The 25,457-nt window shown below is 34.9% G+C and carries 23 protein-coding genes, 1 riboswitch and 2 other annotated features; of the genes, 17 read left to right on the forward strand and 6 right to left on the reverse strand.

From position 1 onward, the window contains the following. Positions 1-125: 125 nt before the first annotated feature. Complete coding sequence (locus tag ACFVQC_RS13615) at positions 126-257, reverse strand: DUF3934 family protein (protein ID WP_000047589.1); 132 nt, start codon at positions 255-257, stop codon at positions 126-128. Between the two features lie 408 nt (positions 258-665). Continuing rightward, positions 666-925, forward strand: a binding site (T-box leader). A gap of 70 nt (positions 926-995) precedes the next feature. On the opposite strand from ACFVQC_RS13615, the gene asnA reads away from it, so the two are divergent. Both asnA and ACFVQC_RS13625 read left to right on the forward strand, forming a co-directional pair. After that, positions 996-1,979, forward strand: coding sequence for an aspartate--ammonia ligase (gene asnA, locus ACFVQC_RS13620; protein WP_377893636.1), 984 nt, complete (start codon positions 996-998; stop codon positions 1,977-1,979). A gap of 143 nt (positions 1,980-2,122) precedes the next feature. After that, on the forward strand, positions 2,123-2,572 hold the full coding sequence (locus tag ACFVQC_RS13625; RefSeq protein ID WP_377898485.1) for a helix-turn-helix domain-containing protein: 450 nt from the start codon (positions 2,123-2,125) through the stop codon (positions 2,570-2,572). A 189-nt stretch (positions 2,573-2,761) separates the two neighbouring features. Here the strand turns inward: ACFVQC_RS13625 and ACFVQC_RS13630 are convergent, their stop codons facing one another. Continuing rightward, positions 2,762-3,991 (reverse strand): aspartate kinase, encoded by a 1,230-nt coding sequence (locus tag ACFVQC_RS13630; RefSeq protein WP_002148936.1) that lies wholly within the window; start codon positions 3,989-3,991, stop codon positions 2,762-2,764. A 202-nt stretch (positions 3,992-4,193) separates the two neighbouring features. Beyond that, a riboswitch (Lysine riboswitch) is annotated at positions 4,194-4,380 on the reverse strand. 192 nt (positions 4,381-4,572) lie between these two features. Here ACFVQC_RS13630 and ACFVQC_RS13635 point away from each other — a divergent pair. Genes ACFVQC_RS13635 through ACFVQC_RS13645 form a run of 3 tightly spaced genes read left to right on the forward strand, consistent with a single transcriptional unit; the run spans position 4,573 to position 7,728 of the window. Further along, positions 4,573-5,481, forward strand: a complete 909-nt coding sequence (locus ACFVQC_RS13635) for a DoxX-like family protein (protein ID WP_377898486.1) — start codon at positions 4,573-4,575, stop codon at positions 5,479-5,481. Between the two features lie 4 nt (positions 5,482-5,485). After that, positions 5,486-6,097, forward strand: a complete 612-nt coding sequence (locus ACFVQC_RS13640; RefSeq protein WP_377898487.1) for a DUF4166 domain-containing protein — start codon at positions 5,486-5,488, stop codon at positions 6,095-6,097. Positions 6,098-6,102: 5 nt separating this feature from the next. Continuing rightward, entirely contained in the window at positions 6,103-7,728 is a 1,626-nt protein-coding gene (locus ACFVQC_RS13645) for a YndJ family protein (RefSeq protein WP_377898488.1), read from the forward strand. A gap of 28 nt (positions 7,729-7,756) precedes the next feature. Here the strand turns inward: ACFVQC_RS13645 and ACFVQC_RS13650 are convergent, their stop codons facing one another. After that, entirely contained in the window at positions 7,757-8,242 is a 486-nt protein-coding gene (locus ACFVQC_RS13650) for an 8-oxo-dGTP diphosphatase (RefSeq protein WP_377898489.1), read from the reverse strand. Positions 8,243-8,465: 223 nt separating this feature from the next. Here ACFVQC_RS13650 and ACFVQC_RS13655 point away from each other — a divergent pair, with 223 nt between their 5' ends. Further along, positions 8,466-9,728 (forward strand): MFS transporter, encoded by a 1,263-nt coding sequence (locus ACFVQC_RS13655; protein WP_377898490.1) that lies wholly within the window; start codon positions 8,466-8,468, stop codon positions 9,726-9,728. A gap of 29 nt (positions 9,729-9,757) precedes the next feature. Continuing rightward, positions 9,758-10,036 carry a hypothetical protein gene (locus tag ACFVQC_RS13660; protein ID WP_377893629.1) on the forward strand — a complete coding sequence of 93 codons (279 nt, stop codon included), beginning with the start codon at positions 9,758-9,760 and terminating at the stop codon, positions 10,034-10,036. A gap of 19 nt (positions 10,037-10,055) precedes the next feature. On the opposite strand, the gene ACFVQC_RS13665 is transcribed toward ACFVQC_RS13660, so the two are convergent. After that, positions 10,056-10,520 (reverse strand): hypothetical protein, encoded by a 465-nt coding sequence (locus ACFVQC_RS13665; protein WP_377893628.1) that lies wholly within the window; start codon positions 10,518-10,520, stop codon positions 10,056-10,058. Between the two features lie 465 nt (positions 10,521-10,985). On the opposite strand from ACFVQC_RS13665, the gene ACFVQC_RS13670 reads away from it, so the two are divergent. From ACFVQC_RS13670 to ACFVQC_RS13685, 4 genes are all read left to right on the forward strand, one after another. Then, complete coding sequence (locus ACFVQC_RS13670) at positions 10,986-11,798, forward strand: polyphosphate kinase 2 family protein (protein WP_002148908.1); 813 nt, start codon at positions 10,986-10,988, stop codon at positions 11,796-11,798. Between the two features lie 179 nt (positions 11,799-11,977). Beyond that, positions 11,978-12,517: a PadR family transcriptional regulator gene (locus ACFVQC_RS13675; RefSeq protein WP_042889377.1), complete on the forward strand. Its 540-nt coding sequence runs from the start codon at positions 11,978-11,980 to the stop codon at positions 12,515-12,517. A 36-nt stretch (positions 12,518-12,553) separates the two neighbouring features. Then, a complete protein-coding gene (locus ACFVQC_RS13680) occupies positions 12,554-14,308 on the forward strand; it encodes an MFS transporter (protein ID WP_377898491.1) in 1,755 nt (584 codons plus the stop codon). Between the two features lie 182 nt (positions 14,309-14,490). Next, a complete protein-coding gene (locus tag ACFVQC_RS13685; RefSeq protein WP_377898492.1) occupies positions 14,491-15,759 on the forward strand; it encodes an MFS transporter in 1,269 nt (422 codons plus the stop codon). Between the two features lie 55 nt (positions 15,760-15,814). On the opposite strand, the gene ACFVQC_RS13690 is transcribed toward ACFVQC_RS13685, so the two are convergent. Beyond that, complete coding sequence (locus ACFVQC_RS13690) at positions 15,815-16,798, reverse strand: ketoacyl-ACP synthase III (RefSeq protein WP_377898493.1); 984 nt, start codon at positions 16,796-16,798, stop codon at positions 15,815-15,817. Between the two features lie 182 nt (positions 16,799-16,980). On the opposite strand from ACFVQC_RS13690, the gene ACFVQC_RS13695 reads away from it, so the two are divergent. The 6 genes from ACFVQC_RS13695 (at position 16,981) to ACFVQC_RS13720 (ending at position 23,225) form a co-directional block, all read left to right on the forward strand. Further along, positions 16,981-17,532, forward strand: coding sequence for a cobalamin biosynthesis protein CbiN (locus tag ACFVQC_RS13695; protein WP_377898494.1), 552 nt, complete (start codon positions 16,981-16,983; stop codon positions 17,530-17,532). Positions 17,533-18,012: 480 nt separating this feature from the next. After that, the gene (gene hflX / locus ACFVQC_RS13700; RefSeq protein ID WP_377893619.1) at positions 18,013-19,272 is read left to right on the forward strand and encodes a GTPase HflX; all 1,260 of its coding nucleotides are present in this window, start codon (positions 18,013-18,015) and stop codon (positions 19,270-19,272) included. A gap of 288 nt (positions 19,273-19,560) precedes the next feature. Beyond that, positions 19,561-20,772, forward strand: coding sequence for an MFS transporter (locus ACFVQC_RS13705; RefSeq protein ID WP_377893617.1), 1,212 nt, complete (start codon positions 19,561-19,563; stop codon positions 20,770-20,772). 10 nt (positions 20,773-20,782) lie between these two features. After that, on the forward strand, positions 20,783-21,700 hold the full coding sequence (gene cysK, locus ACFVQC_RS13710; protein ID WP_002158380.1) for a cysteine synthase A: 918 nt from the start codon (positions 20,783-20,785) through the stop codon (positions 21,698-21,700). A 94-nt stretch (positions 21,701-21,794) separates the two neighbouring features. Beyond that, positions 21,795-22,307: a GNAT family N-acetyltransferase gene (locus tag ACFVQC_RS13715; RefSeq protein WP_377893616.1), complete on the forward strand. Its 513-nt coding sequence runs from the start codon at positions 21,795-21,797 to the stop codon at positions 22,305-22,307. A 93-nt stretch (positions 22,308-22,400) separates the two neighbouring features. Continuing rightward, the gene (locus ACFVQC_RS13720) at positions 22,401-23,225 is read left to right on the forward strand and encodes a DUF4037 domain-containing protein (RefSeq protein ID WP_002158378.1); all 825 of its coding nucleotides are present in this window, start codon (positions 22,401-22,403) and stop codon (positions 23,223-23,225) included. A gap of 38 nt (positions 23,226-23,263) precedes the next feature. On the opposite strand, the gene ACFVQC_RS13725 is transcribed toward ACFVQC_RS13720, so the two are convergent. Next, the gene (locus ACFVQC_RS13725; RefSeq protein WP_377893615.1) at positions 23,264-24,898 is read right to left on the reverse strand and encodes a putative polysaccharide biosynthesis protein; all 1,635 of its coding nucleotides are present in this window, start codon (positions 24,896-24,898) and stop codon (positions 23,264-23,266) included. A 220-nt stretch (positions 24,899-25,118) separates the two neighbouring features. Further along, positions 25,119-25,341 (forward strand) — a binding site (T-box leader). Positions 25,342-25,457 lie beyond the last annotated feature (116 nt).

The following is a 25,457-nucleotide window of genomic DNA, read 5'->3' on the forward strand; positions in this document are numbered from 1 at the left end:
GCTATGCTTTCACAGAGATGAAAGCATAGCTTTTTTGTTGTAATAATTATATTTTGTTTTGTACAAAGTAAAGAGATAAAGTGAAACTTTAATCAGTGGGAGTTGTTCATCTCCCACTATTTATTTTATTTCTTTGTACCTTTACTTTTGTATGGTTTTGCAGCTTTCTTTTTCGCACTTGATTGCCAACGGTTCCATCCTTTACTTCCTGTACCTTGTCCTACACCTTTTTTCGGTTTTGCTTTCGTTTTACTCATATGATCACTCCGTTATATAAAAAATCTGATTTGATAATAGCCAATGTTTTAGAAAAATACTATCGATAAATGACTATGTTTGCTTTAAGTAAAAACAAACTGCTTGAATGCTATAGTATATCATGAAATTGCAAATAAACTGAAAGGAATTACAAATAAAATGAAAATAATAAGAAATACTGCGGATTCTATTTTTCGAACGATCACATTACTGGTTGTATATATGTTAGTTTCAGTTAGTGAAATGTTTTTTGTATTGAAGAGACAAAGGAAATAAAAATGTTATATTAAGAACAGTCGGTAAAGACATAAAATAAAGAATTGAAAAATATTTTAAAACTTTTTGTTGACTTTATCTATTTTTTGTATAGAATAATCATTAATAAAATGTTTCAGAGATGTGACAATAAAACGACTATGAAAGGACGAGTAGTAGTAGGATGTAGTTTAAGCGAGTCAGGGGCGGTGTGAGCCTGATACGAAGCCTATTATGAAGAACCTCCTGGAGTCGCTAACCGAAATCCTATATAGGAAAGTAGACTTAGCCGGGAACTTCGCCGTTACAAGAAGAACAGTATCGAGATTTTTTAATCTCCGTACTGTATAAGTGAGCAACCTCTGTTGCTAATTTGGGTGGTACCGCGGAACCAAAGTCTTTCGTCCCAGTTTTTTGGGAAAGAAGGGCTTTTTTTGTTGGCTTTTTTCCACAACATCCAAACATTTTAGGAGGAAACAAGCATGTATCAATCATTAATGACAGTAAGAGAGACTCAAATCGCAATTAAGGAAGTTAAAACATTTTTCGAGGATCAATTAGCAAAACGCCTTGAACTATTCCGTGTATCTGCACCATTATTCGTAACGAAGAAATCAGGATTAAACGATCACTTAAACGGTGTAGAACGTCCAATTGAGTTTGATATGTTACATTCAGGAGAAGAATTAGAAATTGTGCATTCACTAGCGAAGTGGAAAAGATTCGCATTACATGAATACGGATATGAAGCTGGTGAAGGTTTATATACAAACATGAACGCGATTCGTCGTGATGAAGAACTTGATGCAACACATTCCATTTATGTTGACCAATGGGATTGGGAAAAAATCGTTCAAAAAGAATGGCGTACTGTCGATTACTTACAAAAAACAGTACAAACAATTTATGGAATATTCAAAGAATTAGAAGATCACTTATTTGAAAAGTATCCGTTCCTTGGAAAGTATTTACCAGAAGAAATTGTTTTCATTACTTCTCAAGAACTGGAAGATAAATATCCAGAATTAACACCGAAAGATCGTGAACATGCAATTGCGAAAGAACACGGTGCAGTCTTTATTATTGGAATTGGTGATGCACTCCGTTCAGGTGAAAAGCACGATGGACGCGCATCCGATTATGATGATTGGAAATTAAACGGTGACATTTTATTCTGGCACCCAGTACTACAAGCTTCATTCGAATTATCATCAATGGGAATTCGTGTTGATAGTAAAGCACTTGATGAGCAATTAACGAGAACTGGTGAAGACTTCAAACGTGAGTATGATTTCCATAAAGGTATTTTAGAAGACGTACTACCATTAACAATTGGTGGTGGTATTGGACAATCAAGAATGTGCATGTACTTCTTACGTAAAGCGCATATCGGTGAAGTTCAATCTTCTGTATGGCCTGACGATTTACGTGAAGCTTGCAAGAAAGAAAACATTCATTTGTTTTAATATAAGTAAGAGGGAGAGTAGCTCAGGAATAGAGCTATCCTCCCTTTTTTATTGTTTAAACGAGTGGTTTACAGTGAGCTTTACTAATGGTTTCTTTCTTTTTATATCCTTTTATGTAATAATTTGTTAAAGGAGGGGACGTTATGGGCTTAGGAGAACAATTAAAAAAATTACGAGAATCAAAAGGGTTTTCACAAGAGGATGTTGCTAAAAAGATTGAGGTAACGAGGCAAGCGGTGTATAAGTGGGAAAACGATAAAAGCTGTCCTGATATTGATAATTTAATTTTACTTAGCGAAATGCACAATGTTACGCTTGATGAGTTAATAAAAGGGAATCAAAACTTTAAAGAGAAAGTACATATTGATGAAGAAGATGAAGAGTTTGAGAAAGAGAATGAGTTTGGTTTTTATATTGGTTTCGGTTTATTAATTATTAGCGCTTTTATTGATTATGAAGGAATTCAAGAGATTTTATTAGGAATTGCACTATTCATGATGGTTTTTTACTCTGGTGTGAAGAGAGTTATTTTGAATGAATATAGATCGTTTTTTCAAGGGAAAGAGCGAAAGGGTATATGTGATAAGAAATAAGAAGAGTCATTTATATTTCCTAGGAAAGGGTATAAAGAATAATCTAATTGTTTTATAATGATCTTCGGATATCGATAACAAGATAAAAAGCTGTCTGCATAGATTTTTAAAATTCTATGTGGACAGCTTTCTATTTATATAGGAAGGAAATAGATTAATATAATTTGTTGTAAGTTTTACTGGCGGAAATTAAATCATTTGCACTAAAGGCTCAATTTTCGCCATAAATGATTGATGGAGTGCTTCAACGCCATCTACTAAGTGAATACGGTCAATGACAACTGATACTTTAATTTCAGATGTACTTACCATTTTAATATGAATACCGCCTTCTTTTAAAGTAGTGAACATATTCGCAGCAACTCCTGGGTTAGATACCATACCAGATCCTACAATTGATACTTTCGCTAAATGATTTTCATGTTCTACAGATTCATAGTGAAGTGCCTCTTGATTTTGTTCTAACACTTCTAATGTTTCTCTTAAATCATTAGAATGAATCGAGAAGGAGAGGTGAACAGTTCCTTCATTTGTAATACTTTGAATAATAATATCTACATTAATATGTGCCGCTGCTAATGTAGAGAAAACTGTTGAAAGTGCACCTTGTTCTAATCCTTTAATTGTGACGCGTGTAATATTATCCTCAAATGCGATACCTTTAACGATTGATTGTTGTTCCATGTTACATTCTCCCCTTACAATTGTTCCGTTTTCTTGTTCCATGCTTGATCGTACTTCTAAAACGACATTATGATTTTTAGCAAATTCAACAGCACGTGGGTGTAATACGCCAGCACCGAGATTTGCAAGCTCTAACATTTCGTCATAAGAAATTTCATCTAATTTATAAGCAGTTTTTACAACTCGTGGATCAGTCGTATATACGCCTGACACATCCGTATAAATATCACATTTTTTTGCTTTTAGTGCCGCAGCTAATGCGACAGCAGTCGTATCGGAGCCACCGCGGCCAAGTGTTGTAATTTCATTTTCTTCACTTACTCCTTGGAAACCAGCTACTATAACAATCGTGCCTTCAGTAAGGTGAGACTGAATACGACCAGTATTAATGTCAGTAATCCGTGCACTACTATGTACAGATTCTGTCGTAATACCAGCTTGCCATCCTGTTAATGAAATTGCGTTATAACCTTTTGTTTGTAGTGCCATTGTTAATAATGAAATGGTTACTTGTTCTCCTGTAGATAGGAGCATATCCATTTCACGTTTACTTGGATTTTCCGCAATAGCGTTAGCAAGTACTACAAGTTTATCCGTACTTTTTCCCATTGCTGAAACGACAGAGACAATACTATGTCCTCGTTCATATTCTTCAATAATTAAATTTGCTACATGTTGAATGCGTTCGACGCTTCCGACAGAAGTACCGCCAAATTTTTGTACAATCGTTTCCATTACGAATTCCTTCTTTCGTCCATTTTTAAGAATAGGTTAGGACATATACAAATCCCAATATTCCTGTAGTTACCAGAGAGAAAAACAAAAAACACCATCTCAAATAAGTGAGGATGGTGCTGTTACAGGAAAAGGGAAACAGAAAACGGAGCTAATAAAAAAACCGCCAAAAAAGGAATATCATAAAAAATGATATCTCTTTTTTGTAGATAGCTCTTCATACGTACACGTCTGTACATATGACAGTTCTGTTTCTATTCGAAAACAGCCCCAATTGATAAATGCAGAGAAATTTATCAATTTCGGCAACACTTCCTTTCCTCTAAATTCATAGACATCTCTGTGTCTCCTTTAGAATACTTATAAGCGTTGCAACCTCTATCTCACGTTTTAGGCGAGAGTGTTTGATTTATGAAGTTGTTGGTAACATTTGTTTTATAATAATTTAAATTTTTCAGGGAATCAAGTGTTTTATATATATTTTTAAAATTCTATCTTTTATTCAGATTAGTTTGTGAAAAATGTAGCAAAATCAATTCATTGCATGTACATTAAAAATATAGAGTATAGGAGGTGGAAGGATGGGGAAGATACAGCCTATTTATGTAGCAACAAAAATGAACACAACAATGGAGAAACTATGGGCATATACACAAGAGCCTGATATACATACAGAGTGGGATGCCCGTTTTACGGAAATCTCGTATTTGGAGAAAAGAGAAGGAGAACCACAGAAGTTTTTATATAAAACAAAGATCGGATTTGGACTTGAAATAGCCGGAGAAGGGGAATCGATTGGTGAAATAAGAAAAGACACTGGGGAACGCATTTCGTCTTTGAAATTTTGGACAGACAATAAGCTATCACTTATACAAATAGGACGAGGTTATTGGAAGTATACACCGAATGGAGAACATATTCATTTTGAAACGCAATATGATTATGATACAAGGTTTGGTCATATAGGGAATGTGATAGATTCATATGTTTTTCGCCCTTTATTAGGTTGGGCGACAGCATGGAGTTTTGATGCCCTTAAATTATGGTTGGAAAAAGGGTTTCATCCTCGCTTGTTAATTAGAAGAACGATGACATATTGGCTCGTTTGTTTTTTAGTTGCTTTTGTATGGATATATCAAGGAATCTTTCCAAAAATAATTTTCACTCATCCAGAAGAGATGAAGATGCTTTCTGTGATTATTGGTTCAACTGAAAACAGTGTTTTGATTCTTAAAATAATTGGGTGGTTAGAAATTATTTTTGGTGTCATATGGCTATTGCCGCGTCCAAAACGAAAATTATTTATATTACATATTTTTATGTTAATAGCCCTAACAATAGCGGCAGGATTTACGAATATCGAAAGCTTTACAGAGCCGTTTAATCCAATTACATTAAATTTTCTTCTAATAGGGTTATCAATTGTCGGTTATATGAATAGCACTAATTTGCCGAGCGCAAAAAATTGTAAGAGGACGAGAAAGGGATAAGTATATGGTTAATATTTATGAAAGATTATTAGGGGATTCTTATAAAAGGCTTCATCCAAAATTGCAGGAACGATATGCGATAACAAAGGAAAATAGCTTTATTGGGGAAGGGGAAATGGATGAAATTTACGGTGGCTCTTTTTTCGTTAAATTGATTTTGAAAATTGCATCGAAGTTCCGCATATTTTTCTCTGAGCGAGGGAAAAAAGTTCCGTTTGTGATACATAATACCGCTGAGCGAGATGCATATGGGAAAGAATTTGTAAGATGGAATCGTACTTTTTATTTTCATAATAAGAAAAGGTATTTTAACGCTGTTATGCAGTTGGATGAAGAGAATAATGAAATTGTAGATTATTTTGGCGAACCGCATATGCTCGTTTCTACATTGAATTTTTATATTGATGAAAAAGGCGGGATGCATATTTCTTCAAAGAAACAATGGTTTTTTATGTTTGGAAGAAAAATACCGTTACCAAAATTTTTATATGGAGAGGCAAAAATTGTTGAAAGTTATGATGATGCACGGCAATGTTTTCGAATTCATGTACAAGTACGGAATCCGTTAATTGGTTCACTATTTTCATATAAGGGAACATTTGTGGAAAGGGAATAAACGATATGAAAAATATACTATTTGGGCTTGCTTGTTATATTGTATTTCTAATATACGAGTGGTCTAATATAAATCCTGTTGAAGCAATTATTTTGTTATCTATTTTGTTATTTATACCGATGTCATTTTGTATTATTGACAAAAAAACGCGGAATGGATCGTATTTATTATTTTATAAATTTGTATCATTTTTATATCCAATAGCAGCAGTTAGTGCGATGCTAGCTTTCGTAACAAATCATTTCGTTTTTGCTCTTCTTTGGTTTATGTATACAGGGGTTCTTGCATTATTTGGTGTAAGTAGATTGCTAGAAAGAGGATGGAAGCCTCTAGAAGAAACAGCTATAGATAGTGCGTTTATTTATTTGTTTCTAGGTGGTTTTTGGTTCTTTGCTTCTGTAGCAAAACTTTCAATTATGCACTTTAGTTCTGACATTGTTTTACTCACAGCTGCACACTTTCATTACTCGGCATTTCTATTGCCGCTATCAGCGGGTTTACTTGGAAGAAAAAAAGAACGGGGAAGTAAGTTATATGACACTATTATGTTTATCATCGTCATTTCTCCAATGACAGTTGCAATAGGAATTACGTATTCGAGGGTGTTTGAATTCTTTGCAGTGTTCATATATTTATTTGCCATTTATGGATATGGAGTTTACGTGTGGAGAACGAAATTCAATACTATAAGTGCGAAGGTACTTTTAGTTCTTTCTTCTAGCACACTTATGGTAACAATAATGTTTTCACTCATATATTCATACGGAAATTTCAAACAAGTAATGACGATTACAATTGCACAAATGGTTTGGATCCACGGTGTTGTCAATGGAATTGGAGTAGCGTTACCAGCATTTGTTGGCTGGATGATTGAAAAGAGTACTCCGAATTATAAATATTACGGGAAACCAATGAGCAGGTTAAGAGGAAATGCGACAGTTGGTGAAGCATTTTTACATAACAGAAATTTAATAGATAGCAAGGAATACAAAGGTTTAGTTGATAAAATGAATGATTTTCATAGTGAGGAATTTGACATGGCGAAGATTCCTTTAAGTATTATTCGTTTTTATGAAAATACAAAAGAGTATCAGTTACAATCGCATATTAAATGGACTCGTTGGTTCCGCCCGGTTGCATTTTGTTATGAGAAAATGAGTAAGCGTGTAGGACAAATACATTTAGGAATGGGCGGCAAGTGGGAAACGATGCATGGCTCTATCATTGGGATAATAGATGAGAAGGATGGAAGAGAGAATGTAAGGGCTTGGCTAAGAAAAAATGAAGCAGGAGAATCTATTTTTGTAGCTCTTTACTCAAAACATACACATAAGAATGAGACATATATGAATATCGGATTATCTTTACCATATTCGAATATGACGGGAGTTTTGAAATTATGTAATAAGAGTAATGATTTAATCATTACTAGTAAGCTGAGAAGAAATGGTAAGGGAGATGAGGGGATTTATTTACATACTCGTTTCTTTACAATACGTTTACCATTAGCAGAGACTTTTATTATTAAAGAGAGCAAGGATCAAATATTAGAAGCTAACCATAGAATGTGGATATTCGGAGTTAAGTTTTTAGAAATTGATTATGAGATTAAGAAAATAGAGGGAAAGTAAGAAGAGCTTGGAGAGATTCCAAGCTTTTTTACGTATGGGTAATTGTCATAGCAACTTGTTTATCCAAGTCTCGGTCCCAAACACGTTGAATTTCAAACGTACCTTTTTCAAAAAATAATGGGAATCTCTCTTTAAACCAATCTTGCATAGGAAGATTGAGTGCTGTATCAATTGGCACCCATAATAATTCGCCTTCAGGAGGATTCAAAAGGAGTTCACCTTCAAATGAATCTGTCCAATAGTTAAATACCATATATCGAACATTTTCTTTCGGATTTACGTATTCATCTAATCCCTTAAAAGTTAAATTTGAAACAAGTAATCCAGTTTCTTCTTTTACTTCTCGTTTAGCAGCTTGAACGATACTTTCTGGAAAATCTACTTTACCGCCAGGAGCGATGTAACCAGGGAATCCTAGATGATCGGGGCGCTGTATTAGCAATACTTGGTTATTCCGCTGAATCATACACATTGTATAAATGCGGTGTTCGATACTTTTCCAATTCGTACTCATACGAATCTCTCCTCTTATAAAATGAGTCTCTTATAGTTTAACTATAGTTATTAGTTCTAAAAAATACAATAATAATACAAAATTATACAAAATACAATTGACTATTACTAATTGATATTTTTACCAAGAATTTAATAGTTTCATATATAATTAAAAGTAACGAAGAATGAATTTTCTGTATTTAAATTCAGAGATTAAGGTCATTTGAAAAGAGGAGAGAGATATGCGAGGAGAAATACCAACAGAGAAAAATTTAGGCTATGTCGGTAAATTGTTATTGCCAGTTAAAGTGTCACCACACTTTAAGTTTTTATGGATTGGGCAACTACTTTCAACTTTAGGTAGTTCGATCACGATGGTCATTCTCCCAGTCGTTGTGTATTCATTGACTGGTTCAACAGTTGTAATGGGAATGACTATGGCAATGTACATGCTTCCTAATATTCTTGCGTTACCGTTTGCTGGATTGGTCGTGGATCGAATTAACCGGGTGAAATTGATGTTATTTACAGATATAATCCGCTGCATATTAATGCTATTACTTGCAACACTTATATTTATGGACGTTTTAACGATTCCACTTTTATATGTACTTGTTGCATTATATGGACTTATGGAAGGTATATTTCAGCCGGCATATTCAGCTGTAAGAGCGAAAGTATTTGTACCGGAAATTCGAAATGCAGCTAACGCATTAACGCAAATGAGTAATCAGGGTATACGATTAATTGGACCGGCTCTTGGAGGATTAATCGTTTCAGTTACATCCGCCGGAATTGGGTTTGGATTGGATGCAGTAACGTACTTGCTATCATTTGTATGTTTATTATTTTTAAAAGAAATAAAGTTTAATAAAGTACAGAAATTTGAAAGAAATAAAGTCAATTACAAACAAGATTTTATGGAAGGGATTCTTGTTCTAAAAGGCCATCCGTGGTTGTGGATTACTATTCTAGTCTTTTCTTTCGTTAATATTTGTTATGCAGGCATTATCGTTGTATTAATTCCATGGTTGTTTAATGTTCATCATCATTTTGAAGCTTACGTATATGGATTGGGTATGTCTGCTTCTGGTGCTGGAGCTGTAATTGCAGCGCTAATTTTTGGTGGGAGGCAGCAGTGGCATAAGAGAGGATTACTTGCATATGGCGGTGTGTTAATAAGTGGAATGGCACTATTAATTATGCCTTTCGTTTCTTGGGCACCTGCTTTAATTGGATTAATGGCAATTGAAGGATTCGGTATAATGATATTTGGGCTCATTTGGGAAACGAGTTTACAAGAGCTTGTACCAGAAGAAGCATTTGGAAGAGTGGCAAGCCTTGATATGTTAGGTTCATTTGCTTTATTACCATTAGGATATGTGGTTGTAGGCTGGTTAGCTACTGTAATAGGTGGAAAGATAACAATTATAATGCTAGCTATTTTAGTAATCATAACAATTGGAATAGCATTGTCTGTACCGAGTATTCGGCGGTTCGATTGATTATGTAGGCTAAAAGGGGGATATGGTATATGACTATAGAAAGCTTAAATGGATTAGTAGTAGATAAGTTGGGATGTAAATACGTTTTGGGAGAAAAGGTATTTAAAGCAAGGAATTTTACTGTGTATATTGCGACTTCTATAGAAAATAAAATGACATATAATCGATTCATCTTAATTAAGCATTTGTCTAATGAAGTGCCTTCCGTACATGTTTGGGACAAAAAAATTTGTGTAGACGATACAAAAATAGATATTGCAAAAGAAGTGACAGAAGCAATTCAATCGGGTTTTGTAAATAAAGAGTAAGCCCTAAACAAATTAGGACTTACTCTTCATTAAACACAAATGTTTGCTTCATTTTTTTACCCTCATTTACTGGATGGCCGTTGTAAGAGAAATTCTTTTCTTCCCAAGTAATGACGACTTTAAAATTATGGCTATTAAAGTCTAATGGGAATACCATGTAGTCAAAGCTTGTATGACTTTTTGAAACGTTGTTATTTGATGTAGTAGGATTAAAGGTAGCTTTAGATGTAGGGTTATTATCAAGTATTTCCACGGATACATTTGCTACATCATTACCAATATTTTTTAAGAGTAAACTATACGTATCATATACACCTTGTTTTGGCTGCACCGCTTGCTTGTTTGAGTTATGAGATTTGTCAATTTCGATATACCACTGTTTAGACTTTGACGCAATTGGTAGTGATTGAAATGTGTATGCATTAGCTTGTATTGGTAGTGCTAAGCAGATAAGGGAAAAAAGAGATATTATTTTTCGTTTCATTTTGAAAAACTCCCATTCTTTAACAAAGTTATTTGTTATTATTCGCTCTGTTTGAGAAAATATACCATATAATGTAAAGGGGTAGGGGGATGAGTCTCGGCTTAGGAATCATTATAGTATTCGCTACGGTTATACTTGGCACGTCTGCTTAATAGCTGGTATTCCGCCGGTAATTAGTTTGTAGTATAAGTGGATGTGTCAAAGGATAAATGCTATTAAAGTGAGGATAAGTAGTATATTAAGGGGAATTAGATAAGGAAGCTGTTTAGAGATTTTTCTACACAGCATTTTTTATGTCTAGCGTTCAATTACATATGTTTGTTGGTACGTATATCGCGCCTTTGTATCAATTTATTAAACTAAAGATGTAGAGTCTTACGTATGAATCAAAAGAATATTAATATGAAAAAATTACCAATGAATATGTTAAAATAACATTGTCATATAACAAGGGGGATTTGTTTGATGGAAAAAGAGCATCTTGCTAAAGTAGATTTAACGAAAAGAATTGATTCGAAATCTAAGTACAATAAGAAACTCGAAAAATATCAAATGCGTTTATTAGCACTACAGCAAATTTTAAAAGAAGAGAAAATAGCCGTTATGCTCGTTATGGAAGGTTGGGATGCGGCAGGTAAAGGCGGAGCGATTAAGCGAGTGACTGAACATCTTGATCCACGCGGATTCCAAGTAAATCCAATCGGAGCGCCTGCTCCCCATGAAAAACGGTATCATTATTTGCAACGTTTTTGGCGGAAAATTCCTCAATATGGGCAAATTACTATATTTGATCGTTCATGGTATGGGCGTGTATTAGTTGAGCGTGTTGAAGGATTCGCCACAAAGGATGAGTGGACGAGAGCATATGATGAAATCAATGATTTTGAGAAACTATTAACAGATGATCATTACATAATAGGAAAGTTTTTCTATCACATTAGTAAAGACGAACAGTTAAAGCGATTTAAAGAAAGAGAGAACAACCCTCTTAAAAAATGGAAAATTACAGATGAAGACTGGCGAAATCGTGAAAAATGGGATGAGTATGTAGAAGCAATGGAAGATATGTTTGAAGAAACAGATAAGCCGAATGCTAAATGGAATATTATTGCGAGCAATGATAAATTATACGCTCGTTTGAAAACATTGAAAGTAATTATTTCGTTAATTGAGGATTATTTCTTAGAACATAATATGGAATTACCTTCGTATTATTATGAAATAAAAGAAGGTAAGAAAAAGGAAATTAAATCTATGCAAGATGTAGGGGTTAAATAGTAAAAAGGTTTGTATAGGAAATATGAAGAGAAGCTGTCCTGTAATTTGGCAAAACCAAATTACAGGACAGCTTTTTTAGTTAGAAACATTTTACAATTTACAGAATAAAGTATATAATCAATAATCATATTAACAATGTTAATATGATTATTGATTATATACTATGTGGGGGTCTTATTTTGAAGGGAAGAGATGTTGTTTTAGGTTTATTAATGGAAAAAGAATTGTCTGGTTATGATATTAAAATTGTGTTTGAAGATGTATTTACTCATTTTTTTGATGGAAGCTTTGGAATGATTTACCCAACTTTAAGACAATTAGAAAAAGAGGGGAAAATAAAAAAAGAGGTTGTTATGCAAGAAGGGAAACCGAATAAGAAAATGTACTTTATTACAGATGAAGGGCGTGAAGAGTTTTATCAATACATGCAAACGGATGTAGAGAAAGACGTTTTACGTTCAGATTTTTTAATGAGGATGTATTTTGGCAATTATAGTGATGATAAGGCGATAAAAAAATGGATTGAAGACGAAATTGAAAGGAAAGAAGCGTACATTGCAGATCTTCGTTTGAAATATGAACAATGGAGAGAAGGTATTACTTTCGTTGAAGAAATTTCGCTCGATGTAGGTATTGCATCATATAGTGCACAAGTAGAGACGTTGAAGAGGAAGTTAGAGCAGTTAGAAGCGAAAGAAAATAATAAAACAGAAGAATGAAAAACACGTTCACAATAAATAAAGGGGTAGATGAACATGGAGCAATCAAAGGGACTGAAAATTGTCTTTTTAATGTGCTTAGGTATTTTTCTTTGTATGATTGATACAACGATTATGAATATAGCTTTACCAGCTATACAAACAAGTGTGAATACTTCATTAGAAAAGATGTCATGGGTATTAAATGTATATACAATGACTATTGCGGTACTCGCAATTCCGCTAGGACGGATAGCTGATATTTTTGGAAAAGCAAAGATGTATATTCTTGGTTTGGTGATTTTCGGTGGTGGGTCAGTACTTTGTGCTTTTGCTAATACAGGTGACTTCCTCATTTTTTCTCGTTTTATACAAAGTGTTGGAGCAGCAATTTTATTTCCGACAAGTATGGTAATTGGTGTATCAGCTATGCCGTTAGCAAAGAGGCATGTTGCACTTGCTATTTTAGGAGTAACGCAAGGATTGTCAGCTGCACTTGGTCCGGTAATAGGCGGAATTATTACGCAAAATGTAGGATGGAGATGGGTGTTCTTCGTCAATGTTCCGATTTGTATTCTGGGAATCATTTTATGCTGTATTATGTTACAAGTAAAAAATGAAGAACGTATTATTTCAAAAATTGATTGGATTGGACTTATATTAAGTAGTTTAGCGATTTTTTCTTTTACTCTCGTATTAGTGAAAGGCAATACGTGGGGATGGCAAAGTAATATCGCTTGGTCTTGTTATGCCATTAGCACTATTTCTCTTATTCTATTTGTTTTAGTGGAACGAAAGATTCATAATCCGATGGTGAATTTAAAATTATTTAAAGATCGAATGTTTGTAGGAGCGTCTATCGTTGTTGTATTAAGTAATTTATTTTTAATCGGAGTAACTGTGTTGCTTCCAACATTCTTGACAAAAATACAATACCGAACGGAAATTGAAGCTGCTTTTTTAGTGACACCTATTTCAGCTATGATATTTTTTATCTCACCTGTTGCAGCAACTTTAATTAAAAAACTTGGAAAAGTAACTATTATTTTGTCAGGGTTTCTTGTTATGGGCCTATCCTACTATTGGTTGCAAATGATTGACGTTAACTCAACAAATATAGAAATTATTATTCCATGTATGATATTAGGTGTTGGATATGGTTTAGTAGTGGGGCCAATTACAGTTTTAAGTGCATCTTCGTTTGAAGGGGAATTATTAACTGCTTCTCAAACTGTCGTATCGATGTTACGTCAAGTAGGTATTGTATTAGCAGTAGCGATATTTGTATCTAATTTAACACACAACTTATCTGTAAATAAAGAGAATGTATATCGTTATGCAGAAGAAAAAGTGCGTAATATTCATGTGGATAGTGCTCAGCAAGATGAGATATTACAAATGACTAAAGAGAAAATAGAGAATCAAAGTTTAGAGTCGAGTATAAATAAGAAACAAAATGCAATTACGATGGGATTAAGTAAAGAGAAAAAGGAAGAATTGATTCATAAAAAGACGGATGAAATATTAAGCGGGATTCCAGTAGAATATCGGGATATGAAAAGAGAAGAAGTAATAATTCAAGTAACAAAAGAAGTTGAAAAGGAGGAGGAAAGTATAAAGAAAGAAGTACTAGCATTTTCAAATGATGTAAGTCAGTATGCCCAAAATAAGATGGCTATGAGTTTTACAGATTTATATAAAGCAAGTGTTCCAGTTATTTTAATTTGTGCTTTAATAAGTTTGTTCTTTTGGGAAGGGAAAGCTTTAAGTAAGAGAAGAGGGGAAAAGAGTAGTAGAGGAATTGTGCTCTAGTGATGGAACGTTGGCTGTCAAAAAATTAGTATAGTTATTTTGGGAACTCCTCGGTAATGGGCGAAACATAAACCGTGGGGTTCTTTACATGGATAAAAAAATTGTAGCATTTTAAATTTGGGGATTTTGTTGTTCTATAGTACATTAACAAGAGATATTAGTTTTATAGAGAGGGTGAGAAAATGATAGATACAGCAGATGCTTCAATAAGTAATCATATGTACACAGAAGAAGAGCAACAAAAATTATATAAACGAACGTTAATAATCGTAAGTATTTCACAAATGTTTGGCGGAGCGGGATTAGCTGCTGGAATTACAGTAGGTGCACTTCTTGCACAGCAAATGCTTGGAACAGATGCATATGCAGGATTACCGGCCGCTATGTTTACATTGGGATCTGCGGTAGCGGCTTTCTTTGTTGGGAAGTTATCGCAAAAATATGGTCGCCGAATAGGACTTGCAACAGGGTTTATAGTAGGGGGACTAGGAGCTATTGGAGTTGTATTGGCTGCGTTAACAAATAGTATTATTCTATTACTAGTCTCTTTACTCATATATGGTGCGGGTACAGCGACGAATCTACAAGCTCGTTATGCTGGTACTGATTTAGCAGATAAGAAGCAGCGAGCAACTGCTGTTAGTATTACAATGGTCATGACGACTTTTGGTGCGGTAGCTGGTCCGAATTTAGTAGGCGTAATGGGTGATTTTGCCCATTCAATTGGAATTCCTGAACTAGCTGGTCCGTTCATATTATCGGCAGCGGCATTTATACTTGCGGGCCTTGTCCTTTTTGTTATGCTTCGTCCAGATCCATTAATTATTGCTAACATAATAGAAACATATAAACAAGAACATACATATAAAGGGCAACCAGTAACAGAAGAAATGATAGAAAATAAACGTGGTGTTACTGTTGGAGCAATCGTAATGATACTTACTCAAATAGTGATGGTTGCGATTATGACTATGACTCCAGTACATATGGGACACCATGGTCATGGATTAAGTGCAGTAGGTCTCGTGATTGGTTTTCATGTAGGTGCAATGTACCTTCCATCACTTGTTACAGGAATGTTAATTGATAAAATTGGCCGTACTAAGATGAGTATAGCTGGTGGGGTGATTTTACTTGCAGCGGGTGTCATAGCTGCGATAGCACCGAGTGATTCTTTAATATTATTAATTGTTGCTCTTTCTTTACTTGGATTAGGATGGAATCTCGGATTGATTAGTGGTACAGCACAAATTGTTGATTCCACAACTCCTTCTACACGTGCTAAAACACAAGGGAAAATAGATGTTTTTATTGCGTTAGCCGGAGCTTCAGGTGGAGCGATGTCAGGAATGGTAGTAGCTAATTCCAGTTATGCGGCATTATCATTAGCGGGAGGCGCTGTAGCCTTATTACTTATTCCTGTTGTGATATGGTCTCGGAAAGGTAAATAAATTTCATGAAATTAAAAAGAGGTTCTAGTTATTTCTAGAACCTTTTTTCATACATTTAATTCAAATCCCACTCCACAATAAGTCCTAAATGCGTAAGTCCACCGCCAAACCCGTACAGTAAAAGTGTATCTCCATTATTTAATTTTCCTTCTTTTCTAGCTAAATCTAAAGCGAGTGGAATGGAAGCTGAAGATGTATTCCCCATGTATTTTACACTGGTTAAAGTTTTTTGAATTGGAATTTCGGTTTTCTCGCAAATAGATTCAATCATTCGTAAGTTAACACTGTGTGGTACGAACCAGTCTATATCATCTATTTGCATATTTGTGGTATGTAATAGTTCTTTTATACCTGCTGGTACTGTGCGTGTTGCCCATTTATATACTTCTCTTCCGTTTTGAACGATTTTTTCATTTGTTTGCAGTGGTGTGTCATTCATAGTAGTAGATAAGTTTGTTCTGTATAGATGAATGCCGCCTTCCCCATTTGTTCCCATGTGAGTAGCGATAAAGCTTGGTTTGATTTCATCTCTTTCTAATAAAATAGCTCCAGCGCCATCACCGAACAAAATACAGGTCGTTCTATCGGTGTAATCAGTAACTTTAGATAATGTCTCTGTCGCTATGACGAGTACTTTTTGATGTGATCCAGAAGTGATTAAGCTATTACCGACATGCAGTCCGTATGTGAAACCAGCGCAAGTTGCATTTAAATCAAAAGCTAGTGTATGAGGTATGTTGAAGTATTGTTGTATTTGGCAAGCAACACTAGGAAAAACATAATCAGCAGTAGTTGTAGCGACGATGATACAGTCAATATCTTCTAAGTTTTTCTTATATGTTGTACATAAATTTTCGATGGCTTTAATGGCTAAGTGTGAGGAGTATTCGTCTTCGTTAGCAATTCTTCTTTCTTTCATGCCTGTTCTTTGTACAATCCATTCATCATTCGTATGGACCATCTTTTCTAAATCGTTATTAGACAATACTTGATCTGGAACATAAGTACCAATTGCGGTAATACGAGATTTAGAATTCATAGGGACATCTCCTGATTTTTATTTTTATAACCTGATACTAATATCAGGTTATAAAAATGTCAATAAATACTTTTATTCTATGGGAACGATAATGTTTAATTTACTCTGGAGGAATTTGGCGAGTAGCGTAAAAATAATATACGAGAAGCTTTTGAAATTGATAATGAAGGGAGTGGGGCTCCTTGAAAAGAATTTTGCACATGTTGCCTGTTGTCATTATTTGTAGCTTTATTCTTATTGTTTTTTCAGATAAATCTTATGCTTGTGACTGTATTAAAAAATCTCCAGAGGATGCATTTCAAAAAAATGATGTGGTGTTTGAGGGGAAAGTAATTGAAATTGGAAGGAAAGAGGGAGTTGGAACTGAAGTATTATTTGAAGTGAAGAACATTTGGAAAGGGACAAGTTCTTCGCAAATTATTATATATACAAGTGTTAGTAGCTGTGCATTTCCTTTTGCAAAGGGAGGAGAGTACCTAGTCTTTTCTTCTTACAGAGGAGAAGAAAAGTTAGAGACATCTATCTGCAGTGGAACGAAGAAATTAGATGAGGCAGAGATAGAAAAAACGGCTTTAAGTCATATTGCAAAAGAGTCTGTTCCGACGAAGAAAGTGGATTTAAAAGGGGGTATGGTTAACGGTTTTAGATGGGGACAGCTTGTTATCATTTCTATAGGTCTGTTATTGATAATTGCTGTTGTTATTTTTATTGTGAGAAGAATTCGCAAAAAATGACGATTAAAGTAAAAATACAAAGATTTTCTTTCTGTTTCTATAGGTGGTTTAATCTTGTGAAAGCGAATTACTTATGCTACACTTTATGTAACTTAAAATGAACGGAGGGGCTTCCTTTGATCTTAATCAGATTACGTCTCAATACTTTGTGCCGATAATTGAATAGCGCTCAAAGGCTCTGTCTGTGTACAGAGTGAACGGGATTGGTCTGCCTATTTTAAAGGAACCCTTTATTAAGCTTATATGTGAAAAAGAGGGAGGGACGAATACGCCCTCTTTTTGTTTTGCCTTTATAAATAGAATGGGATAGTATAGGTGAACACTTGTTGGATACGTATACCATCTTGGGACTTTTTGACCATGTATAGGACGAAAGCACTGCTTTCTTCTATTTCTTTGGTGAACCCTTATCCGTTTACGAAAACACAGGCAGTGACCTGTGTTTTTTATTTTGCGTAATCGAAATGGAGGAATAAATATATGGAAGAATTATTACAAAGAGCAATATTAGTTGGAGTAAATTTAGGTAAGGAAGCTGATTTTGCATATTCGATGGAAGAGTTAGCAAATCTTACGGAAGCTTGTGATGTGGAAGTAATCGGTCAAGTGACACAAAATTTACAACGAGTAAATCCGTCGCATTATATTGGAAAAGGGAAGATTGAAGAAGTAGCAGCGTATGTGAAAGAAGCAGATGCAAATATGGTCATCTTTAATGATGAATTATCTCCTTCACAAATTCGGAATTTAGAAGAAGATTTAGATTGTAAAGTAATTGATCGTACCATTTTAATTTTAGATATCTTTGCGCAACGTGCGAAAACGAAAGAAGCACAGTTGCAAGTAGAGGTGGCCCATCTTCAGTACATGATGCCTCGTTTAATCGGTCTTCGTGAATCTTTAGGAAGACAAAGCGGGGGAGTTGGCACGAAAAATAAAGGTGTCGGTGAGAAAAAGTTGGAATTAGATCGTCGTAAAATTGAAGAACAAATTGCAGCTCTAAATAAAGAATTAGAAGCACTTGTTGCGCAGCGCCAAACGCAGCGTAAACAACGTAAGAAAAATGAAATTCCAGTTGTGTCATTAGTAGGATATACGAATGCAGGTAAATCAACGATAATGAATACGATGCTTGAAATTTTTAATGGTACTGTAGAGAAACAAGTATTTGAAAAAGATATGTTATTTGCGACGTTAGAAACATCTGTACGAAATATTGATTTGCCAGATAATAAATCATTTTTATTAACGGATACAGTTGGATTTGTAAGTAAATTACCGCATCATCTTGTGAAAGCATTCCGTTCAACGCTAGAGGAAGTGGCGGAAGCAGATTTACTCATTCACGTCGTAGATTACTCAAATCCCAATTATGAGCAATTAATTGATATTACAAATGAAACGTTAAAGAAAATTGGCGTGAAAAATATCCCGACGATTTATGCATATAACAAATCAGATTTGATAGATGTTGAAATTCCAAAAGTACAAGAAGATCGCGTTTATCTATCTGCGAAGAAACATGTTGGAATTGAAGAACTTGTAGAAATGGTTCGCTCACACATTTATAAAGAGTATACGAAGTGTGAAATGTTAATTCCATATGATCAAGGGCAAGTAGTTTCGTATTTCAACAATCATGCACACGTTTTATCTACGAGTTATGAAAACGAAGGTACGAAAATGGCACTAGAATGTAAGACGAGTGATTACGAGAAGTATAAGCGTTTTGCTATTTAATAGAAAAGGCGATCCTAATATGTTTTAGGATCGTCTTTTTCTTCATAGTTGCATGCATTCCTTTCGTCTGTCCCAGTATAAAAGAAAATACAAAGAGTTCATAAAAATAAATCTGATAAAACAGATAGAAAAAATATATTATTTTAGAAGTGATATTTCTGGAAAAAGAAATGAAACCAGTATAGAATAGAAATGTTTCAAAACTCAGAATTTATTCTAATTAAAGTCTTAATTTATTACACTAACTGTAATAAATATATATTTTGTACAGGAAGGAGAGGTTCGTATATGCAGGCAGTTTCACAAAAAAATACAGTAGAAACACCGACAATATATCGAATATTATTTGCGATTAGTTTCGGGCATTTTTTAAATGATTCGATGCAAGCAGTTGTGCCAGCGTTGTTTCCTATTTTGGAAAAAACGATGAATTTATCCTACATGCAAGTAGGTTGGATAGCGTTCGCGCTAAATATGACGTCATCGATTATGCAGCCGGTTTTTGGTATGTATTCAGATAAGAAGCCGTCACCATTTTTATTACCACTCGGTATGTTTTCGAGCATGCTTGGGATGATTGGGCTCGCGTTTGCCCCGAATTTTATTATTGTTATTATTTCTGTTTTATTTATTGGATTAGGTTCGGCAGTCTTTCATCCAGAAGGTGCCCGAGTTGCTTATATGGCAGCAGGTGCCAAACGTGGTTTAGCACAAGCGATTTATCAAGTGGGGGGGAATACAGGGAATTCGCTAGCCCCTATTTTTACAGCGCTCATTTTCGTTCCACTAGGTCAAATTGGTTCTCTAGGTTTTACTGCTTTCGCAGCGGTAGGGATTGTATTGTTACTTTTTGTTTCAAAATGGTATAAAGATGAATTAGCGACTGGTGCTGTAAGAAGGAAAAAGAGGGCTGCACTTGAGGCTGAAAATGCGATTGTAAGTACGCACATTAAATTTGTTATTATACTTCTTGTTTTTCTAACATTCGTACGTTCTTGGTACGGTGCTGGTATCGGGAATTTCTATCAATTTTATTTAATTGAGCATTACGGTTTATCGATAAAAAATGCACAGTATTTCGTCTTTGCTTTTATGATTGCTGGTGTATTAGGTACTTTCTTTGGTGGTCCGCTAGCGGATCGATTCGGTAAGAAAAAGATCATTGTCTTTTCGATGCTCGGTTCAGCGCCGCTTGCGCTTTTACTACCTCACGTTTCGCTCGTATGGGTAGTACCGTTATTTTTATGTATCGGTTTTATTAGTTCAAGTAGTTTTAGTGTAATCGTTGTATATGCACAAGAGCTTGTTCCAGGTAAAGTTGGAATGGTATCGGGATTAATTGTTGGTCTTGCGTTTGGCCTTGGAGCATTAGGTGCTGTAGTTCTTGGGAAATTAGCTGATATGTATAGTCTTCAGTTTATTATGCTATTATGTAGTTGTTTACCATTAATTGGACTAACTTCATGGTTACTGCCAAATGATAAGAAAACGATAGAATAGGAGATGCACTATGAAAGTATGTGAAAACGTTACAGAATTAATAGGAGATACACCTGTCGTTCGATTATCTAAATTTATTCCAGAAGACGCAGCGGATGTGTATGTAAAATTGGAAATGTTTAATCCGTCACGCAGTGTGAAAGATCGTGCTGCTTATAATTTAATTCATATTGCTGAGGAACACGGTCTCATTAAGCCGGGGGATACAATTATTGAACCGACGAGCGGAAATACAGGAATTGGCTTAGCGATGAATGCGGCTGCTAAAGGGTATAAAGCTATTTTAATTATGCCAGATAATATGTCCAAAGAGCGTATTAATTTATTGAAGGCATACGGAGCAGAGGTAGTTTTAACACCGGCAGAACAAAGAATGCCAGGAGCAATTGCAAAGGCGATAGAGTTACAAAAAGAAATTCCAAATAGTTTTATTCCGCAGCAATTTGAAAACCCAGCAAATCCGGATGTTCATCGTTATACGACTGCACTTGAAATTTATGAACAAATGGATGGAGAGCTTGATGCATTTGTAGCAACCGCAGGAACAGGTGGAACAATTACAGGGACCGGTGAAACATTAAAAGAGAAACTACCAAACTTATATATTGCAGTAGTAGAACCGAAAGGATCACCAGTGTTATCTGGTGGTGTTCCAGGCCCTCATAAACTAGTCGGAACAAGCCCAGGGTTTATTCCCAAAAACTTAAATACAGAAGTGTATAACGAAATTATGCAAATTGCAGATGAAGAGGCATTAACTACAATGAGGAACTTAGCAAGACAAGAAGGTTTATTAGTAGGGCCGTCTTCAGGGGCTTCTGTGTACGCAGCGATTATGATAGCGAAGCGCCTAGGTGTTGGTAAAAAAGTTTTATGTATTGCGCCTGATACCGGTGAACGTTATTTAAGTATGGGGCTATTTGAATAAAAGTGATGAAAACACCTTAATAGTAAGGATGGAAATCCTCTATTAAGGTGTTTCTTTTAGAAAAATAGAGAATGGATGAGTGGGGAGAATGACAATGAAACTATTGAAACTGACATACGAATATCGCGAACAAATTATGGAGTATAGGCAGGCGTTTTTAAATTCAGGAGAACAACCACACGGTAGTAGTTCTTTACAAAATTTTGATTCTCTTGATGAATGGTTTGAAAAAGTGAGTATACAAGAAGTAGGAGAAAACTTACCATCTAATCGAGTACCATCTAGTCAATTTTTAAGTTTTGAAAAAGGAGAACTTATAGGTTTTGTGAATATTAGACATCGATTAAATCCAGAATTATTGCTGGAAAGCAGTCATATCGGTTATAGTGTGCATCCTAATAAACGTCGCCAAGGATATGCTACTAAACAACTTCAACTTTCATTGGCTGAAGCGCAAAAATTAGGATTGAAGAAAGTGTTAATAACTTGTGACAAAGAAAATATTGGTTCTGCTAAAACGATTCAAAAGGTTGGCGGTGTGTTAGAAAATGAAGTAGTTTCTACTCATACTGGCGAAATTGTTCAGCGTTATTGGGTAGAAATATAATTTAGTAGGAATTTGAAAAGGTAATGTAATGCGGAATATTGAAATAGATAAATGAAAAGTAAGGGGAGTACTGCAGTTTTAGGGGGAAATGAAATGGGATTAAAAGAGAAAGCGATAAAAATGTCGGAGATTTATAGGCAAAACCCGAAAGTCGAAGCTATTATTTTAGCAGGATCTGTAGCTAGAAAGTTAGAAGATGAACATTCAGATATTGAATTACATATTTTATGGTCAGCACCGCCAGAGGATGAGGATCGTCAAGGACCTATTAACAATATTGGTGGAACGATTTTGTCATATCATCCTTACGAGGAAGAAGAATGGTCGGAAACATATTTGACGAAAGAAGGAATTAAACTAGAGATTAGTAATTTTTTAACAGTGACAGTAGAAAAGGTTATTTCAGAAGTTATAGAGCAGCATGATATAAATTATGAGAAACAATGTATTGTATCATCGGTTCATGATGGTGTGAGTTTGTATGGAGAAGTGAAAGTACATGCTCTAAAAGATAGAGTTGAAGCATATCCAGAAGAACTGGCGAAAAGGATGATTTCAGAAAACCTTTGGTTAAGCAATCGTTGGCATAATCGAGAGGCTCTTTTGAAACGAAAAGATTGGCTTATGCTTTATGATGTTATTTGTGAAGTACAAAGAAATATATTTGGGGTCTTGTTTGGAATGAACCGAATGTACGTGCATCATCCTGCATTTAAATGGATGCCAGATAATGTGGAACGAATGAGTATTAAACCTGAAAATCTATATGAGCGTCTGGCAAATACGCTGATAGGGGAACCGGAGTATAGTGTACAGGAGTTAGAAGTGTTAATCGAAGAGGTATTACATTTAGTAGAACAATATGCTCCAAAATTAAATATTGTTGAACAACAAAAGCATATTCAATATGCGAAGTAAAAAGAAGAGATGTAACAACAAGTTACATCTCTTCTTTTTTATTTAACTAATTTCCCTAGTACAGGTAAACGTTGAATACGATCACCGAGAATATGTGAAGCAAGTCCACTTGTTAATACGAATAAAAGATAAACAAATCCTCCTGCTGAGGCGCATATAAACACAATAATCAGTGATTCTACATAAGATTGACCAGGAATAATCCAGCTTATAAATGCTCTTAATGCGATTACAACAGCAGACATTGCCGCGGAGTAAACCGTAATAAGAAATACTGTTTTTGCTGTTTCGCCAATGTTAAATTTCGCAAATTTAACGATGCAGTACAACATAATAATATTTGAAACGAGGTATCCAAGAATTGTTCCAAGCACAGCGCCATGTCCACCGAATAAGTGTAAAAGTGGTGTGTTCAACAGAATTTTAACGAGAATACCGACTGAGAATGCAATCATTGTTTTTCTTTGATAATCAATTCCTTGTAATATAGCTGCTGAAACGGTGAAAATCGCACTTAATATAGCAGACGGTGCAAATGAAATTAAATATTGTGATCCATCAAGTGCAATTTCAGGATTTACATAAACCATGCGGAATGCATCGTAAGCGATACTAGCTAGACCGAATGCGGCTGGGATAGTGAAGAATAACAATACTTGAAATATCTTTGAAATTTGTCCTTGTAATTCATCTAGCTTCCCGCTTGTAAATGATTTCGTAATAGCTGGAATTATCGTTAATGAGAATCCGGTTGCAAGTGAAGCTGGGATCATAATTAACTTTTGGGCATAGTTCGTTATATAAGCGAAAACTGCATTAGCGGTTTCTAAAGGCTCACCCATTGCTCTAAGGACATCAGCAACGGTATATTGATCTACTAACGTATAGAGAGGGATTGCAATGCCTACAAATACAATTGGAATTGCATAACGCAGTAATTCCATATAAATACTTCTTAACGGAATGTTTGATGATCTTGTTTTTAGCTCACCTTCAGGAGGTTTTAATCCATTATATTTTTTCCAGTACATCATTAAAATAGAGACGCTTGCAAGTGCCCCGATAACAGCACCAAACGTAGCAACTGCAACAGAAGAAGCTACTGAACCTCCTAATAGTTTTGAGACGATAAAACTACCAACTAAAATGAAAACAACGCGTGCGATTTGTTCTACAACTTGAGAAACAGCACTTGGTTTCATATGTTGAAAACCTTGGAAATAACCACGTGTAACACTCATAGCTGGTACGATAATAAGCGCGAAACTTAATGCTCGCATCGTAAGTGTTACGTCGGCGATAAATTGTGGATCTGGCGTTTTCGAGCGAATAATAAATTGTGATATGTACGGTGCTCCAATAAATAAAATTAAAAATCCTAAAAAGCCCATAAACAACATCAATTTTACGCTAGAGTTGTATAATTTTTTACTTGTACTATAATCACCAAGTGCATTATGTTTTGCAACAAATTTGGAGACGGCAATAGGAATACCAGCTGTTGAAAAGCTTAATAAAATACCGTACCAAGAGTATGCATATCCATATAAAGCGACCCCTTGCGTTCCAACTAATAATTGAAAGGGGAAAAAGTATATAAAACCTAAAATTCGTGAAATCATTGTTGCACCGCTTAATAAAGCAGTACCTTTTAAAACTTTTGCAGTAGACAAAATTCTTTCCTCCTACTCGTGCTGCCTTGCATTTATCGTATACTACTATAAACCTGTTAGAGAAGTTAATACAGTATAAACCATAAATGTTCTAATACTATTCATTTAAAAGTCATATTTTGAATTTTTAAATAGAATGTAATACATAAAAATTCAAAATATAAGTTGACACTATTTTTAATGTATGATAAAAATGATAGTAATCAATTCGGAAAATAATATTTGGGCAATGAAAGGGTATAGTAGTGAAAATCTCCCTATTTCAGAGAGCTGATGGTTGGTGTGAATCAGTATATAGATTATTCATGAAGTTCGTCCTGGAGCATCTTTCATAAATTTCACATTGTGAGGAAATGAAAGACGGTAGTTCATACCGTTATCAAATAAAGTGGTGAAGATTTTTTCACAACTAGGGTGGTACCGCGATATATATCGTCCCTACGTATTTTACGTAGGGACGTTTTTTATTTAGGTCCTAACTTTGTTGTGGCTTCATAACTAGGGTGGTACCGCGATATTTTATCGTCCCTACGTATTTACGTAGGGGCGTTTTTTATTT

It is taken from the genome of Bacillus sp. NPDC057893, assembly GCF_042796455.1.
Taxonomy (GTDB): domain Bacteria; phylum Bacillota; class Bacilli; order Bacillales; family Bacillaceae_G; genus Bacillus_A.